14 protein-coding genes are annotated in these 15,213 nt (G+C 67.1%); 6 read left to right on the top strand and 8 right to left on the bottom strand.

Translation table 11 applies throughout. The features are described 5' to 3' along the window. Positions 1 to 29: 29 nt before the first annotated feature. Positions 30 to 731 carry a TorF family putative porin gene (locus tag HMPREF3113_RS15155; RefSeq protein ID WP_019185832.1) on the bottom strand — a complete coding sequence of 234 codons (702 nt, stop codon included), beginning with the start codon at positions 729 to 731 and terminating at the stop codon, positions 30 to 32. Positions 732 to 924: 193 nt separating this feature from the next. Between HMPREF3113_RS15155 and kbl the strand changes: the two genes are divergently transcribed. Further along, positions 925 to 2,136: a glycine C-acetyltransferase gene (gene kbl, locus HMPREF3113_RS15150; RefSeq protein ID WP_070473741.1), complete on the top strand. Its 1,212-nt coding sequence runs from the start codon at positions 925 to 927 to the stop codon at positions 2,134 to 2,136. A 250-nt stretch (positions 2,137 to 2,386) separates the two neighbouring features. Here kbl and HMPREF3113_RS15145 read toward each other — a convergent pair whose 3' ends face one another. The 4 genes from HMPREF3113_RS15145 to HMPREF3113_RS15130 form a co-directional block, all read right to left on the bottom strand. Continuing rightward, on the bottom strand, positions 2,387 to 2,731 hold the full coding sequence (locus HMPREF3113_RS15145; RefSeq protein WP_019185834.1) for a hypothetical protein: 345 nt from the start codon (positions 2,729 to 2,731) through the stop codon (positions 2,387 to 2,389). A 91-nt stretch (positions 2,732 to 2,822) separates the two neighbouring features. Next, complete coding sequence (locus HMPREF3113_RS15140; RefSeq protein ID WP_070473739.1) at positions 2,823 to 3,674, bottom strand: pseudouridine synthase; 852 nt, start codon at positions 3,672 to 3,674, stop codon at positions 2,823 to 2,825. A 19-nt stretch (positions 3,675 to 3,693) separates the two neighbouring features. Then, complete coding sequence (locus HMPREF3113_RS15135; RefSeq protein WP_019185836.1) at positions 3,694 to 4,203, bottom strand: hypothetical protein; 510 nt, start codon at positions 4,201 to 4,203, stop codon at positions 3,694 to 3,696. Positions 4,204 to 4,393: 190 nt separating this feature from the next. Beyond that, positions 4,394 to 5,485 (bottom strand): OmpA family protein, encoded by a 1,092-nt coding sequence (locus HMPREF3113_RS15130; protein ID WP_019185837.1) that lies wholly within the window; start codon positions 5,483 to 5,485, stop codon positions 4,394 to 4,396. A 372-nt stretch (positions 5,486 to 5,857) separates the two neighbouring features. On the opposite strand from HMPREF3113_RS15130, the gene HMPREF3113_RS15125 reads away from it, so the two are divergent. From HMPREF3113_RS15125 to HMPREF3113_RS15105, 5 genes are all read left to right on the top strand, one after another. Then, positions 5,858 to 6,883 carry a zinc-binding alcohol dehydrogenase family protein gene (locus tag HMPREF3113_RS15125; protein ID WP_019185839.1) on the top strand — a complete coding sequence of 342 codons (1,026 nt, stop codon included), beginning with the start codon at positions 5,858 to 5,860 and terminating at the stop codon, positions 6,881 to 6,883. A 98-nt stretch (positions 6,884 to 6,981) separates the two neighbouring features. Next, entirely contained in the window at positions 6,982 to 7,593 is a 612-nt protein-coding gene (locus tag HMPREF3113_RS15120; protein ID WP_070473737.1) for a membrane protein YczE, read from the top strand. 105 nt (positions 7,594 to 7,698) lie between these two features. Next, positions 7,699 to 9,732: an NADPH-dependent 2,4-dienoyl-CoA reductase gene (locus HMPREF3113_RS15115; protein ID WP_070473735.1), complete on the top strand. Its 2,034-nt coding sequence runs from the start codon at positions 7,699 to 7,701 to the stop codon at positions 9,730 to 9,732. Between the two features lie 315 nt (positions 9,733 to 10,047). Further along, positions 10,048 to 10,506: a cell wall hydrolase gene (locus HMPREF3113_RS15110; RefSeq protein WP_070473733.1), complete on the top strand. Its 459-nt coding sequence runs from the start codon at positions 10,048 to 10,050 to the stop codon at positions 10,504 to 10,506. A gap of 89 nt (positions 10,507 to 10,595) precedes the next feature. Next, positions 10,596 to 11,207: a glutathione S-transferase family protein gene (locus tag HMPREF3113_RS15105; protein WP_070473731.1), complete on the top strand. Its 612-nt coding sequence runs from the start codon at positions 10,596 to 10,598 to the stop codon at positions 11,205 to 11,207. Between the two features lie 79 nt (positions 11,208 to 11,286). On the opposite strand, the gene HMPREF3113_RS15100 is transcribed toward HMPREF3113_RS15105, so the two are convergent. The 3 genes from HMPREF3113_RS15100 to prpE all read right to left on the bottom strand — a co-directional run bounded on the left by HMPREF3113_RS15100 (position 11,287) and on the right by prpE (position 15,098). Further along, positions 11,287 to 12,348: a suppressor of fused domain protein gene (locus HMPREF3113_RS15100; protein WP_070473729.1), complete on the bottom strand. Its 1,062-nt coding sequence runs from the start codon at positions 12,346 to 12,348 to the stop codon at positions 11,287 to 11,289. Positions 12,349 to 12,420: 72 nt separating this feature from the next. Further along, complete coding sequence (locus HMPREF3113_RS15095) at positions 12,421 to 12,915, bottom strand: hypothetical protein (RefSeq protein ID WP_070473727.1); 495 nt, start codon at positions 12,913 to 12,915, stop codon at positions 12,421 to 12,423. Between the two features lie 305 nt (positions 12,916 to 13,220). Beyond that, positions 13,221 to 15,098: a propionate--CoA ligase gene (gene prpE / locus HMPREF3113_RS15090; protein ID WP_070473725.1), complete on the bottom strand. Its 1,878-nt coding sequence runs from the start codon at positions 15,096 to 15,098 to the stop codon at positions 13,221 to 13,223. Between the last annotated feature and the right edge of the window lie 115 nt (positions 15,099 to 15,213).

Genomic DNA, 15,213 nt, shown 5'->3' with positions numbered 1-15,213 from the left:
GCGAGGTGGTCGGCGGTGTCGGGCGCCGGTTACTGCCCGATGCCGACCGTGAACACCACGCGGCTGTCGGCCAGCTTGCCGGAGTTGTCGCGGCCGTTGCCGTCGGTGCCGTAGTAGCCCAGGCCGAGATTGAACAGGCCGAACTGGCGGCTGACGCCGACGTTCCAGTCGGTGTAATCCTTGGAGATGCCTTCTTCGAAGGTGCTGCGGCCGACGTTGGCGCTCAACGTGAAGTCCTGCGGCAGCGCCCACTCGCCACCCACGGCGTAGTACCACGCATCGGTGCCCGAATTGAACACGTCGTTGGTGTAGGTCACGGTCAGGCTGTACTGCTTGGCGAAGGTGGTCTTGGTGATGAACTCGTTGTACGCCAGTTCGCTGGAACCCGGGTAGGTGTAGCGGTTCAGCAGCAGGTCCAGGTTGACGGTGTCGGTCACGTCGAAGGCGTAGCCGATCAGGTAGTCGACCTCGGCATCCGGGCCGCCATCGCCAAAGTCCACGCCCGAGCCCCAGACACCGGCGTACAGGCCGACCGGCGAGGTATAGGTGAAACCGGCCTGGATCGTCGGATCTTCATCGGTCTGGGAGACACCGCGGAACACGTAGTCCGACACGCCGGTCACGTTCCAGCTGAAGGGAGAGGCGGCCTCGTCCTGGGCACTGGCGGCAAACGGGGCAAGCAGGGCGGCGCAGAGCACAACGGCGGCGGTACAGCGCGTGGCGTGGTTCATGCGGGGTCTCTCCAGACGTGGGGGTGGGCGGAACGGTGCGGTTTACAGTTTTTTAACCTGATTGATATTGCGATGCAACAATCACGTCTGCAACGGTTCCCCGCCGGCCCCGGCGCGATCGACCGGACGTGCAACCCGGCGGCCGCCTGCGACAGGTAAAATCCCGGGTTTCCCGTGCCGAAGACTGCCTGCCATGACCGACGCCACCACCGCCTCGCTGACCCAGCACTACGTTGAAGAACTCGAGGCGATCCGCGCCCAGGGCCTGTTCAAGTCCGAACGCATCATCACCAGCCCGCAGTCGGCCGAGATCACCCTGGACGACGGCCGTACCGTGCTGAACTTCTGCGCCAACAACTACCTGGGCCTGGCCGACCATCCGGACCTGATCCAGGCGGCCAAGGACGCGCTGGATACCCACGGCTTCGGCATGGCCTCGGTGCGCTTCATCTGCGGCACCCAAGACCTGCACAAGCAGCTGGAAAAGCAGATCGCCGGGTTCTTCGGCAAGCAGGACACCATCCTGTACGCGGCCTGCTTCGATGCCAACGGCGGCCTGTTCGAGCCGCTGCTGGGCGAGCACGATGCGATCATTTCCGATTCGCTCAACCACGCCTCGATCATCGACGGCGTGCGCCTGTGCAAGGCCAAGCGCTTCCGCTACGCCAACTGCGACATGGCCGATCTGGAAGCCCAGCTGCAGGCCGCCGATGCGGCCGGCTGCAAGACCAAGCTGATCACCACCGACGGCGTGTTCTCGATGGACGGCTTCATCGCCCCGCTGGATGAGATCACCGCACTGGCGAAGAAGTACAACGCGCTGGTGCACATCGACGAATGCCATGCCACCGGCTTCCTCGGCCCAACCGGCCGCGGCTCGGCCGAGGTCAAGGGCGTGCTGGAGAAGATCGACATCATCACCGGCACCCTGGGCAAGGCCATGGGCGGCGCACTGGGCGGTTTCACCTGCGCCAGCGCCGAAGTGATCGAGCTGCTGCGCCAGCGCTCGCGCCCGTACCTGTTCTCCAACTCGCTGCCGCCGCACGTGGTCGCCGCCGGCATCAAGGCCTTTGAAATGCTGGCCGCCGCCGACGACCTGCGCAGCACGCTGGCCGAGAACACCGCCTACTTCCGCGAGAAGATGACGGCTGCCGGCTTCGACGTGAAGCCGGGCGTGCACCCGATCAGCCCGGTGATGCTGTACGACGCGCCGCTCGCGCAGAAGTTCGCCGAGCGCCTGCTGGAAGAAGGCATCTACGCGATCGGCTTCTTCTTCCCGGTGGTGCCCAAGGGCCAGGCCCGCATCCGCACCCAGATCAGCGCCGCGCACACGCGTGCGCACCTGGACCGCGCCATCGATGCGTTCACCCGCATCGGCGTCGAGCTGGGCGTGATCAAGGGCTGAGGGCCGCAACCGACCAACGGTCGGCACGGCCGTAGCACCCGCGCATTGCGGAGGTAGAGCCGACCGTTGGTCGGCTGCCTCTCGTCGCAGGTCATGAACCTCCGGCATGGGGGCACGCTTTGCGTGCCTCAGCCGACCAACGGTCGGCTCTACCGTTGGTGGGGGGTGTGGACATCGGATGCGGGGCACGCCTTGCGTGCTCCAGCCGACCGACGGTCGGCTCTACCGTTGGGGTGACGCGCGCGGCGGGTTACTTCTTCTTTTGCTTCTTGTCCTTGGCCTCTTCCTTGCTGGCCACCACCACTGGTGCCGCGACCGGGCCATCCTGGCCGTTGCCCTTGGCCACGCGGATACCGTTGGCCTTCATCCAGGCATCGAACTCGTCGGCACTCATGCGCTTGTCGCCATCGCTCATCAGGAAGCGGTAGCTGCCGCGGCCATCGAGCTCGGGAATCTTGATCTCCACCACCTTGTCGGTCACCGGCGGATCCTGCTTGGCGATCTGTTTGTGTCCGCCGCAGGCGGTCAGCAGCGCGGCCGGCAACAGCAGGCAGGCGCCACGAAACAGGGAACGGTTGAGGGTACTGACGTGCATGGTCTTACTCCCGGTGTTGAACGGAACGTCCCTTCGAAGGCCATCCATTGCCCGGGTCGACTGGCCTGCCACCTGCCGGCAGGCCACAAGGTCACGGTGTCGCCGCGGCGCTGTCGGCCACGGCATGAAGCAGATCCAGATCGTGTTGGCTGAGCTCGCGCCAGGCGCCTTTGCCCAGCTCGCCCAGCGGCAGCTGGCCGATCGCCACGCGTACCAGGCGCAGCACGGTGATGTCCAAGGCGGCCAGCAACCGGCGGATATGCCGGTTGCGGCCCTCCTCCAGCACGATTTCCAGCCAGGCGGTCTTGTCTCCGCTGCGCAGCAGCGTGGCGCGGCGCGCGCGCAGCCATTCGCCCTCGTCCTCGATGCCGGCGCACAACGCCTGCAGCTGCGCGGCGTCGGGGATGGCATCGATCTGGACGTGATAGGTCTTGTCCGGACCGGTGGCCGGATCGGTCAGGCGCGCGGCCCACTGCGGATCATTGCTGAAGAGCAACAGGCCTTCGCTGGCCTTGTCCAAGCGCCCGACCGGCGCAATCCACGGCAGCCCGGCATCGTCGAAGCAGCGGTAGACGGTGTCGCGGCCGCGCTCGTCCTGCGCGGTGGTGACCAGGCCGCGCGGCTTGTTCAACAGCAGGTACACGCGCTTGGGGGCGTCCAGCGGCTGACCATCGACGCGCACGTGGTGGCGGCCGTCGATGATGGGAAATTCGGGGTTGTTGATGACACGGCCATCGACCGTGACCCGGCCCTCGGCGATCCAGCGCGCGGCTTCCGTGCGCGAGCACAGCCCGGCTTTGGACAGTACCCGCGCCAGGCCATGGCGCGGTGCGGTCGGGGTGGCGCTGGAGGCGGTGCTGCGGCTGCCTGTTGCGGGGCTCGCACGCCGCTCGGGGCGGCGTGGTCGGGACGCGTTCGCGGCGGGTGGCCGGCGTGTCGTCATCGTGCTCCGCTCAGGCGGCTTACTTCTTGTCCACCGGCTTGGTCTCAGCCGGGGCTTCGGTGGCGGCGGCCGGGACGGCAGCCGGTACCGGGCGCGCCTTGACCACGCGCACACCGCGCGCCTTCATCCAGGCGTCGAACTCTTCGGCGGTCATGCGCTTGCCGTTCTGGCTCATGTCAAAGCGCCACGGCGTGTTGTCGAACTCGGTCTGCGGCTTGTAGGCGGCCGGATCGTTCGGGTTGATCACCGGTGCGCTGGGGATCGCCTTGGCGATGTTCTGGCAGCCGTCGATGCGCAGGCGCTGCAGCACGCGGTCCAGCGACTGTTCCTGGTCGAAGTTGGAGGTCAGCACGCCGGCAGGCATGCCCAGCTGCACGTTGCGGATGTACAGCTCTTCGGCCACCGGTGCGATCGCGGTGGCTGGCAGCGGCAGCGGTGATGCGCTGACAGGTGCCGAACAGTCCACGGCAGCGTGGGCGGTGGGAACCAGGGCCAGGCCAAGCGCGGCGGCCAGTGCAAAACGCTGCATGGGATGCATCCAGGAAGGGGTCGACGCGGCGAGTTTAACAGCGCCACAACGTCTTTCAAGCGCCACCTTCAATGAATACGGCAACTTGTTGGATTTATTGTTGATTTCTCTGATTCTGGCAAACCAGAGGCAAAAAAAACAGGGCCCGGCAATGCCGGGCCCTGCTGATGAGACTGTACTGCCAGAAGGATTAGTTCTGGACGTTCAGCTCGGTACGACGGTTCTTGGCGCGACCTTCCGGGTTATCCGAACCATCCGGGTTGGTGTTCGGCGCAATCGGGCGGCTCTCGCCGTAACCGATCGGACCGACCAGACGCGAAGCGTCAACGCCGTTCTGGGTCAGGTAGTTGTACACCGAGGTAGCACGACGCTCGGACAGCTTCTGGTTGTAAGCGTCGGTACCCTTGGAATCGGTGTGACCGGCCACTTCAACGCGCAGATCCGGGTAACGCTTCAGGATTTCCGAAGCTTCGCTCAGGATCGCAACCGCGTCCGGACGCAGGTTCGACTTGTCGAAGTCGAAGTTCACGCCCTTCAGATCGATCGACACCGGGACCGGGCAACCGTCCGGACCGATGGTCTGGCCAGGCTGCGAGTTCGGGCACTTGTCGTCGCAGTTGTTGACGCCGTCACCATCGTCATCCAGGTCGGCGCAGCTCGGGGCAACCGGAGCCGGAGCCGGCACGGCAGCAACCGGGGCCGGGCCCAGCGGGATCACGACGCCGACCGAAGCCAGCACGTCGCCGAACCAGTCTTCGCTCGGAGCAGCAACGCTCTGGTCGTCGAAGTCAGCGCGGTAGGCCACTTCGGCACGCACGGCGACGCGCTTTTCGAAGGTGGTCTGCAGACCGACGCCGAGCTTGGCGGCGAAGTTGCCGTCCTTGCGCTCACGCGGACCGTTGGTGTTCAGCGCTGCGTACTCTTCTTCCGACTTCTGGTAGCCCAGACCGAACAGCAGGTACGGGTTCCAGCCGCGGCCTTCCTGGATGAAGTGGCGACGCAGGTCGAGCGAGGCGCCGTACTGGCTCCAGTTCAGATCCTGATTGGCATCGAAGTTCGGGTTCTGGTAGTTCAGCTCGCCGTCCAGCGACCAGTTGGGGCTGATGAACTTACCGAGGCCCAGGGTAACGAACGGAGCGTCGTTGGTCAGACGGTCGCTATCCTGGAAGTTGAAGCCGGCCGAACCGGTCAGGTACCAGCGGTCGTCAAAATCCTGCGCCGATGCAGCCTGGGCGAAAGCCAGACCGCCCAGCAGCGCGGCAGTAAGGATCTTCTTGTTCATTGAGTACAGCTCCTATTTCGGGGGTATGAAACCGGTAGAGGCATGGGCCAGCACTACTGCGTCGTTTTCAGACTGCCGATTCAGCACGCCACCGCCGCGAACATTATGCTCAGGCGAGTGAAGGTGATGTTAACAGTCACGTAACATGTGAAGACGACCGCCAGACCTCTACCGGGTCCAGCTGGTGGCACCCTATACAGGTTGATGAAATTCCGCAAGACCCAGCAATGACAAGGGTTTTGCCTAATTCAGGCGACGTCGCGACACATTTTTCACGTTAGGGTTCAAATCGCGATGGCGCCTTGATTCAGCGCAAAAACAGGGACGGCGTGATCCGTATGATGGGGAGGATTCCCTCGTTCCGGAGCCGACATGAAAGCCGTGGGATTGACCCAGTATCTGCCGATTGAAGACCCCGCCGCGCTGCAGGACGTGAATGTGGCGACACCCGGCGCGCCCCAGGGGCGCGACCTGCTGGTGCGGGTACACGCTGTTTCCGTCAATCCCGTGGATACCAAACAGCGCGCGCCGCGCGCGCAGCACGAAAACCCGCCGCGGATCCTGGGCTACGACGCGGCCGGTGTCGTGGAAGCCGTCGGCCCGGAAGTCAGCGCTTTCGCGCCCGGCGATGAGGTGTATTACGCAGGCGATGTCACCCGCCCCGGTTGCAATGCGCAGTACCAGTGGGTGGATGAGCGCCTGGTCGGGCGCAAACCCACCACGCTGGATTTCGCCGAAGCCGCGGCGTTGCCATTGACCACGCTGACCGCCTGGGAGCTGCTGTTCCAGCGCATGCCGCTGCAGTTCGAAGATCGCCGCCATCGCGGCCAGCATCTGTTGATCATCGGCGGTGCCGGCGGCGTCGGTTCGATGGCGATCCAGCTCGCGCGCCATGCAGGCTTCACCGTGATCGCCACCGCGTCGCGCGAGCAGAGCCGTGCGTGGTGCCTGCAGATGGGCGCCGACCACGTGATCGATCATCGCCAGCCATTGGCGGCGCAGCTGCAGGCGCTGGGGATCACGCAGGTGCAGGTCGCGCTGAACCTGGCCGACACCGACCACTACTGGGACGCGCTGGGCGAACTGCTGGCCCCGCAGGGGCATGTGGGGCTGATCGTCGAACCCCGTGGACCCCTGCGGATCGGCGATCCCTACAAAGCCAAGTGCATTGGCATCCATTGGGAATTCATGTTCGCGCGCTCGCGCTTCCAGACCGCCGACATGATCGAGCAGCACTGCATCCTGGGCCGCGCCGCCAGCCTGATCGACGCCGGTGAGCTGCGCACCACCGCGCACACGCACCTGGGTACGATCAATGCGGCGAACCTGCGCGAGGCGCACCGGCGGCTGGAAGGCGGCGGGGTGATCGGCAAGCTGGTGCTGTCGGGCTGGGCGTAACCGGCGCGGCAACGTGTCAGCGCACATTCGCGGTCATCTGTATCTGTCGGCGCGGCCCGGCGCCGCCTACATTCAGTGGCCCTTCCGGTGACATCGCCATGCCCACTTCCCTGCCCCTGCGCCTGCTGCAACTCCTGCTTGGTCTGTTCCTGTATGGCTTCGGTGCGGCGGTGATGATCCGCGCCGCGATCGGCGTGGCGCCCTGGGATGTGCTTTCGCAGGGCATCGCGCTGCAGACACCGCTCTCCTTCGGCGTGGCCACCAATGTGATCGGCGCGCTGGTGCTGCTGCTGTGGTGGCCGATCCGGCAGAAGCCGGGCCTGGGCACCGTGCTCAACGTGCTGCTGATCGGCCCCAGCGCGCAGTTCGGGCTGTGGCTGCTGCCGGAGCTGCACGGCCTGGCCTGGCAGATCCCCATGTTCCTGTGTGGCCTGCTGCTGGTCGCGCTGGCCACCGGCCTGTACATCGGCGCGCGCTTCGGCCCGGGCCCGCGCGATGGCCTGATGACCGGCCTGCACGCACGCAGCGACTGGCCGATCTGGATCGTGCGCAGCGCGATCGAAGGCACCGTGCTGCTGATCGGCTGGTGGCTGGGCGGCAATGTCGGTGTCGGCACCCTCGCCTTCGCCCTGCTGATCGGCCCGCTGTGCGGCATCACGCTGCCGCTGTTCGGCATCCGCAAGCCCGCCCCGGCAACCGTCACCCCATAACGGGCCTCCGCACCGACCGGCGGTCGGTGCGTGGCAGGACACATTCGCTTGCTCTTCAGGGGCTTTCGCGGCACCCTGCGGGCTTCCGTACGCAAGCGTATCCACATGTCGCCAGCCGCTGAATCCGCCGCCTATCCGCATCTGTTCGCCCCGCTCGACCTGGGTTTCACCCAGCTGCGCAACCGGGTCCTGATGGGGTCCATGCACACCGGTCTGGAAGACCGCGCGCGCGATTTCCCGCGCCTGGCGGCGTATTTCGCCGAGCGGGCGGCCGGCGGCGTCGGCTTGATCGTCACCGGCGGCTTCGCCCCCAACGTGGTCGGCTGGCTCAAGCCGTTCGGCGGCAAGCTCTCCTGGCCGTGGGAGGTGCGACCGCATCGCCAGGGCACCCGGGCCGTGCACGACAACGGCAGCAGGATCTGCCTGCAGCTGCTGCATGCCGGCCGCTACGCCTACCACCCCCTGTCGGTGGCGCCTTCCAAGCTGAAGGCACCGATCAACCCGTTCACCCCGCGGGCGCTGTCCGCGCGCAGCGTGGACCGCCATATCGCCGATTACGCACGCAGCGCGCGGCTGGCCCGCGAGGCCGGCTACGACGGCGTCGAGGTGATGGGCTCGGAAGGCTATCTGATCAACGAATTCATCGCGCCACGCACGAACCAGCGCAACGACCGCTGGGGCGGCGACGCGGCGCAGCGCATGCGCTTTGCGGTGGAGATCGTGCGCCGCATCCGCGAGGCCTGCGGGCCGGACTTCATCATCATCTACCGGCTCTCGCTGGTGGATCTGGTGCCCGACGGCAGCAACTGGGCCGAGATCGTGCAGCAGGCCCAGGCCATCGAGGCGGCGGGCGCGACCCTGATCAACTCCGGCATCGGCTGGCACGAGGCGCGCATCCCCACCATCGCCACCTCGGTGCCGCGCGGCGCCTTCGCCGGGGTCACCGCCAAGCTCAAGCCGCATGTGCGCGTGCCGGTGATCGCCACCAACCGCATCAACATGCCCGACGTGGCCGAGCGCATCCTCGCCGCGGGCGGTGCCGACATGGTTTCGCTGGCGCGGCCGCTGCTGGCCGACCCGCAGTGGGCCAACAAGTCGCGCGCCGGCCGCCCGGAGGCGATCAACACCTGCATCGCCTGCAACCAGGCCTGCCTGGACCACGTGTTCGAGAACAAGACCGCCAGCTGCCTGGTCAACCCGCGCGCCGTGCACGAGACCGAGCTGGTCTACCGCCCGACCACCGCGCCGCGCCGGATTGCCGTGGTCGGTGCCGGCCCGGCCGGGCTGGCCTGCGCGACCGTGGCTGCCGAGCGCGGCCACGCGGTCACGCTGTTCGATGCCGGCAGCGAGATCGGCGGGCAGTTCAACGTCGCCAAGCGCATCCCGGGCAAGGAAGAATTCCACGAGACGCTGCGCTACTTCCGCCACAAGCTGGACGAGACCGGTGTCGATGTGAGGCTGGACACCGTGGCCGACGTGGCCGCGCTGGCCAACTTCGACGAGGTGGTCATCGCCACCGGCATCACCCCGCGCCGGGTCGATTTTCCCGGCGCCGACCATCCCAAGGTGGTCACCTACCTGGACGTGCTGCTCGGCCGGGTCCGGGTGGGCGAGCAGGTCGCGATCATCGGCGCCGGCGGGATCGGCTTCGATGTCGGCGAGTTCCTGGTCCACGAGGGCCCCTCCTCGGCGCTGGACCCGGCACGCTGGATGGCCGAATGGGGCGTGGACCCCAGCTTCGAGGGCCGTGGCGCGCTGGCCAGGCCGGCGCCGGAGCCCCCCGCGCGCAAGGTGTGGCTGCTGCAGCGCAGCCCGGGCAAGCCCGGCGCCCGCCTGGGCAAGACCACCGGCTGGATCCACCGGGCCACGCTCAAGGCCAGGGGCGTGAGCATGCTCGGCGGCGTGGAGTACCTGGGCGTGGACGACAGCGGCCTGCGTATCCGCGTGGAGGGCGAAGAACAACTGCTGCCGGTGAGCCATGTGGTGGTCTGCGCCGGGCAGGAACCGCGCCGTGATCTGCACGCCGCGCTGCAGGCCGCCGGCATCACCGCACAGTTGATCGGCGGTGCCGATGTCGCCGCTGAACTCGATGCCAAGCGCGCGATCAATCAGGGCAGCCGGGTCGCCGCTGCACTCTGAGCCGGGATTGGATCAGGCTCTGATGCCGGTCCGAGCGGACCTGAATACGGGGCTGAACCGCCGATTCAGCCCCACCTCCCAACCTGAATGTCAAGCTTTCGGGTTCAGGATGTATTGGGAAATCCCCCCCTATCGTGCGCCAACTTTCCCGCTCACCACCCAGTTCGAGTGAGCGCGCGGACCCCACGTCTTGTTCGGGTCCGCCCCCGGGCGGCCCCGATGGCCGCCTCCCCATGACGCCAAGTCGTATCCCACGCCCCGTCCGCACGATCGGATGGAACAGCCAGGTGCGGCCCACACGGAGCAAGGAGATTTATGAAACTGGCCTGGATTCTCTGGCTGTCACAGTTGTTGCCGCAGCCTGCCGCCGATTCGTTGTGCCTCAGCACGACCGTCTACCTCGAAGCGCGTGACCAGACCCTGCGCGGCCAGCAAGCCGTCGCGGAAGTGGCTCTGCGCCGGCTGGACAGCGGCCTGTGGGGCGACTCGATGTGCCAGGTGGTGACCGCCCGCAAGCAGTTCGCCCCGACCATCGTCGCGCCCGGCACCCAGCTCGGCAACGCCGATGCCTGGCAGGAAGCGATGACCGTGGTCTTCGATGCCGAGCGCAACTGGGCCCTGCCCGCCGGTGAGCGCAAGGAGATCGTGCCCGGCGCGAGCCACTTCGCCGCCATGGCGATCGCCAACCCGAGCTGGCGCAACGCCTACCAGGTGGCCACCATCGGCGACCACACGTTCTACCGCGTGCAGAAACTCAAGCCGCGCGCGTCGTAACGATCTGTTACGGCGATACCGTTGAGGATGAAGGGCCAGCTCTGGAATAGTGGGCGGCTCACCTTCCACCGATCCGCAACGGAGTTCCCATGAAGCTGTACAGCAAGCCCGGAGCCTGCTCCACCGCCGACCACATCGCCCTGCAGTGGACCGGCCAGCCGTTCGAGGTGGAACTGCTCGACAAGGACACCCTGAAGGCACCGCCGTTCCTGGCCCTCAATCCGGCCGGTTCGGTCCCGGTGGTGGTCGATGGCGATTTCGTGCTGACCCAGAACGCGGCGATCATGGGCTATATCGCCGATACCCACCCGCAGGCCGGCCTGACCGGTGATGGCAGCCCCAAGCAGCGCGCCGAAGCCACCCGCTGGCTGTCCTTCGTCAACTCCGACCTGCACCCGGCGTTCAAGCCGCTGTTCGCGCCGGGCGCCTTCATCGGAGACGACACCCAGTACGACGCGCTCCGCGCCGCCGCCCGCAAGCGCCTGCGTGGCCTGTTCGAGCGCGCCGATGCGCAGCTGGCCGATCGCCCCTGGCTGGCCGGGTTCCGCAGCTTCGCCGACCCCTACTTCTACATCACCCTGCGCTGGGCGGCGGGCGCGAAGATCGACCTGAGCGGCCTGGACAACCTCGCCGCCTTCAAGCAGCGCATGGAGGCTGATACCGGCGTGCAGGCGGTGCTGAAGGCCGAAGGCCTCCTGTAGGGCCACCCCATGGGTGGCTGCAGGCGGTCCGGCCAGAACAGACGCGCCGGCCGGACAAGGAGCCACGCATGGCGTGGCTCTACCCGATCGTACGTACCACAGTGCCCTCGGCATCGCGCAGCTCGCTCGGCTCCACCACTACCTGCAGCGCCGGCCAGCCCGGGATCGCATAGGTCCCGCGGCGTGGCATGACCGTGGCAACCAGCGCCTGCACCGTGGCCGGGGCCAACTGGCAGTCCAGCGCATCGGCGTCGATCACCAGCGCATTGACCGCCGCTGGCGACAGCGTGATCTGCCGATCATTGCCGACCAGCGTCAACGGCTGCCCGAACAGCAACCGCGCTGGCAGCAGCGCGAGCAGCGATTCCACCTGGCGCGCGCCCAGCGTCAGGGTCAACTGCTGCCCAGCGCCCTCGCCCTGCACCGACCAGGCCAGCTTTTCCAGGAACAGATAGGCCGTCTGCGAGCCCTCGCGTGCCGCCCCCTCTGCCACGGCGGCAGCCAGTGCCGGGTCGCCCAGCAGCGAGCCACGCGCGATGTCGGTGATCCACAGCGGCATCCTGGGCAGCAGCGTCTCGAGCACGCCGGTGGTCGACCAGCGCTTCACCGCCTCCATCTCGTCATCGGTCAGCCCGATCACCTGCAGGAACTCCAGCGAACCGTTGGGCGTCTCGCGCGGGGGCAGCTGCGGGTCGCGCATGAAGGCGACGTGCCGCAGCAGCGTATCGGTATCGGCGGCGATCGGCCCGCCCGCGTTGAGGTAGTGGCCCTGCTGGAACACCTTGCCGTTGGCGAACACGTAGCGCGCCAGGTTCTGCAGGAAGTTCATCGCCCACGCTGGTGGCTCGCTGCCCGCTTCGGCGGCCACCCGGAAGCTCAGCTCGAACCCGTAGCCACTGGTGGCCGGATCATCGCTCTCTTTTTCATACAGTTCGGAGAAGCCGTAGCTGACGAAATGCCAGTGCGGCAGCGGCGCATCGTTCCAGTACGCGCTGATGCCGTCCAACGGGTCCTCACCGCCCAGCAGCGAGCGCAGCACCGGGCCGTAATGCTGCGGCGCCTGCACGGGATACACCGCCTTCAACGCCGCATCGATGGCCTCCCAGCCAGGCGCGCCGTCGTCCTCGATCTCATCCACCATCACCGCTCTCCAGCCACAGAATCAGCGCGCATTCTAAACACCGCGCTGGCTGACTGCCGTGGAGGCCTCGGCTCAGGCGACCACGGGATCGGCCTGCACCAGCGCGCGCGTTTCGTCGAGCCAACGGTTGGCCAACGCCGGGCTTTTCGCCTTGCTGATCGCGGCGGCCATGTCCGGCCACAGCGTCTCGAGGCTGCCGGCATCGGTACAGCGCTCCACTTTCAACTGCATGAAATAGCCCTTCAGACCGAGATGCCTGCGCACCGATTCGCTCATCCAGTCGTACAGTCGCTTGTACAGGTCCGGATCCTGCTCGCGTCCGGCGGTCAGGGCCGCAGCGACGACCGGCGCGACACTGCCGCCGACGATCTCGATCAGGCCCTGCGCGGACAACTGCGCGAGCGCGTCCTCCGGTGCACGCAGGCCCGGCAACAGAGCGGTCAGCGCGGTGTCATCGCGCTGACCATCCACCATCAGCAGAATGGAGCGCAGCGACGGCGGCAGGCGCCGTGCACGGTCCTCGATTTCCTGACGGCCAGCGGCCGTCTTGGCATGGATATACGCCATGTGTTCCCCCTCACGTGGTGCATCACCGCGCGTGGCACCCGGACATTCGCCGATGCGTACGCGCCCCCTTGCGATCTTCCAGGCCGATGCGCATCACCGGCCGCGCGTGGCGCGCCGTGTCCCCAGCGCGCGGCGCCGGGCCGGTGAGGCCTGCAACGATCGCCTGCGCAGCTTACCGGAGCGCTCCGCTTGCCGGTAATGCGCTGCAGCATGGTCCTGGGCGGTGGCACGGCAGGCGTTGAAGGCCCGCCCTCGGGGGAAGGCGGGCCGTGGGGACGCGTGGGGCACGCCAGGACGACGGCCGGTCAGTTGCCCAGCGCGCGCCGGATCTCGTCCAGGGCCGCCGGGTCGTCCAGGGTCGACAGATCGCCCGGGTCACGTTCCTCGGCCAGTGCCTGCAGCGAGCGCCGCAGCAGCTTGCCCGAGCGCGTCTTGGGCAGCGCGTTGACGATATGGATGTGCGCCGGCCGTGCGACCGCGCCCAGCGTGCCACTCACCCGCTGCATCATCTCGGCCACCACGGCACTGCCGTCGCCTTGAAGGGCCTGCTTGAGGGTGACGAACACTAGCGGTACCTGGCCCTTGAGTTCATCCTTGACCCCGATCACGGCGGCCTCGGCCACCAGCGGATGGCCGGCGATGCACTCTTCGATCTCGCGCGTGCCCAGGCGGTGCCCGGCCACGTTGATGACATCGTCGGTGCGGCCCAGGATGAAGGTGTAGCCGTCTTCGTCCTGGATCGCCCAGTCCAGCGAGCTGTAGAGCAGTTCCTTGAAGTGGCTGAAATAGCTCTGGATGAAGCGCGCATCGTCCTTCCAGACGGTGCTCATGCAGCCCGGCGGCAGCGGCGGGATCATCACCAGCACGCCCTTCTGCCCCGGCGCGACGGTCTCGCCGGTGTTCTCATCGATGACCTTCATCCGGTAGCCGAGGTTCGGGAAGCCGGGCGAGCCGAAGCGCACCGGTTTCATGTCCACGCCCGGCAGCAGGGTCAGTGCCGGCCAGCCGGTTTCGGTCTGCCAGTAGTTGTCGATGATCGGCTTGCCGAGTGCGTCGTTGATCCAGTGCGCGGTGGGTTCATCGAGCGGTTCACCGGCAAGGAAGACGTACTTCAGCGAGGCCAGATCGTGGCGGCGGATGAAGTCCGCATCGTGCTTCTTGAGCACGCGGATCGCCGTGGGCGAGGAGAACAGCGTGCGCACGCCGTACTGTTCGCACAGCGCCCACCAGATGCCCGGATCGGGACTGGTCGGCAGCCCTTCGTACAGCAGCGAGGTGCAACCGCCGATCAGCGGGCCGTACACGTTGTAGGAGTGCCCGACCGCCCAGCCCACATCCGAGGTGGAGAACATCACCTGGCCGGGCTTGCAATCGAACACGGTCTCCATCGACTGCGCCATCGCCACCGCGTAGCCGCCGACGTCGCGCTGCACGCCCTTGGGCTTGCCCGTGGTGCCGGAGGTATACAGCAGATAGCTGGGCTCGCTGGATTCCAGCCACACCACCGGCACATCCTGGTCGCCCACCTCGGCGCGCAACGCGGCGTAGTCCACGTCGCGGCCGGGCACCTTCGGCTCGGCCGGGTCCAGCCCGCGCGAGACGATCAGCACGTGCGGCGGCGGCGAAGCGGCTTCGGCGCAGGCGGCATCGACCATCGCTTTGTAGGGAATCACTTTGCCACCGCGCTTGCCGGCATCGGCGGCGATCAGCAGCTTGGGTTCGGCGTCGTCGATGCGCAGTGCCAGGTTGTGCGCGGCGAAGCCACCGAACACCACCGAGTGGATGGCACCGATGCGCGCGCAGGCCAGCATCGCGAAGACTGCCTCGGCCATGTTCGGCATGTAGATCACCACGCGATCGCCGCGCTGCACGTCCAGCCGCAGCAGCACGGCGGCGAAGGCATTTACTTCGCGGTGCAGCTCGCGGTAGGTGATCTCGCGGGTGACGCCGGTTTCACTGGAGACCGCGACCAGCGCGAGCTGGTCGGGGCGATCGACCAGATGGCGGTCCACCGCGTTGTAGCAGAGGTTGGTTTCCCCGCCGACGAACCAGCGCCGGAACGGCGGGTTGCTGTAATCGAGGATCTGCTGCGGCGGCGTGTGCCAGTAGATGCGCTGGGCCTCTTCGCCCCAGAACGCCTCGGGTTCATCGACCGAACGTCGATAGACATCTTCGTAACGCATGACAGCCCTCCCAGACAAAGTCATGGGATCGAGCATAGTCCGATGGTGAGGCACGGGCCGTCCGACCTTGGTCGTAGGGCCGATCGGTGGGTCGGGCGCTGGGCCCCCATACCCT

Source organism: Stenotrophomonas sp. HMSC10F06, assembly GCF_001807865.1.
GTDB classification, from domain to species: domain Bacteria; phylum Pseudomonadota; class Gammaproteobacteria; order Xanthomonadales; family Xanthomonadaceae; genus Stenotrophomonas; species Stenotrophomonas bentonitica_A.
Note: the sequence above shows the minus strand (reverse complement) of the source record. Positions and strands in the feature narration are given on the sequence as shown.